Source organism: Vibrio sp. Y176 (genome assembly GCF_033438945.1).
Genome location: NZ_JAWOQS010000067.1, coordinates 1 through 1,457 on the forward strand (window position 1 = coordinate 1; position 1,457 = coordinate 1,457).

A 1,457-nucleotide genomic window follows, 5' to 3' on the forward strand; every position below is an offset into this window, starting at 1 on the left:
TAAGGAGGTGATCCAGCGCCAGGTTCCCCTAGCGCTACCTTGTTACGACTTCACCCCAGTCATGAACCACAAAGTGGTAAGCGTCCCCCCGAAGGTTAAACTACCTACTTCTTTTGCAGCCCACTCCCATGGTGTGACGGGCGGTGTGTACAAGGCCCGGGAACGTATTCACCGTGGCATTCTGATCCACGATTACTAGCGATTCCGACTTCATGGAGTCGAGTTGCAGACTCCAATCCGGACTACGACGCACTTTTTGGGATTCGCTCACTTTCGCAAGTTGGCCGCCCTCTGTATGCGCCATTGTAGCACGTGTGTAGCCCTACTCGTAAGGGCCATGATGACTTGACGTCGTCCCCACCTTCCTCCGGTTTATCACCGGCAGTCTCCCTGGAGTTCCCGACATTACTCGCTGGCAAACAAGGATAAGGGTTGCGCTCGTTGCGGGACTTAACCCAACATTTCACAACACGAGCTGACGACAGCCATGCAGCACCTGTCTCAGAGTTCCCGAAGGCACCAATCCATCTCTGGAAAGTTCTCTGGATGTCAAGAGTAGGTAAGGTTCTTCGCGTTGCATCGAATTAAACCACATGCTCCACCGCTTGTGCGGGCCCCCGTCAATTCATTTGAGTTTTAATCTTGCGACCGTACTCCCCAGGCGGTCTACTTAACGCGTTAGCTCCGAAAGCCACGGCTCAAGGCCACAACCTCCAAGTAGACATCGTTTACGGCGTGGACTACCAGGGTATCTAATCCTGTTTGCTCCCCACGCTTTCGCATCTGAGTGTCAGTATCTGTCCAGGGGGCCGCCTTCGCCACCGGTATTCCTTCAGATCTCTACGCATTTCACCGCTACACCTGAAATTCTACCCCCCTCTACAGTACTCTAGTCTGCCAGTTTCAAATGCTATTCCGAGGTTGAGCCCCGGGCTTTCACATCTGACTTAACAAACCACCTGCATGCGCTTTACGCCCAGTAATTCCGATTAACGCTCGCACCCTCCGTATTACCGCGGCTGCTGGCACGGAGTTAGCCGGTGCTTCTTCTGTCGCTAACGTCAAATAATGCAGCTATTAACTACACCACCTTCCTCACGACTGAAAGTGCTTTACAACCCGAAGGCCTTCTTCACACACGCGGCATGGCTGCATCAGGCTTGCGCCCATTGTGCAATATTCCCCACTGCTGCCTCCCGTAGGAGTCTGGACCGTGTCTCAGTTCCAGTGTGGCTGATCATCCTCTCAGACCAGCTAGGGATCGTCGCCTTGGTGAGCCCTTACCTCACCAACTAGCTAATCCCACCTAGGCATATCCTGACGCGAGAGGCCCGAAGGTCCCCCTCTTTGGCCCGTAGGCATCATGCGGTATTAGCCATCGTTTCCAATGGTTATCCCCCACATCAGGGCAATTTCCTAGGCATTACTCACCCGTCCGCCGCTCGACGCCGTTATCG

Annotated in this window: 1 rRNA gene; it reads right to left on the minus strand. The window is 54.1% G+C overall.

The annotated features are described in order from the left end of the window. Positions 1 to 1,457, minus strand: a 16S ribosomal RNA gene (locus R7O13_RS24090); the annotation flags it as partial.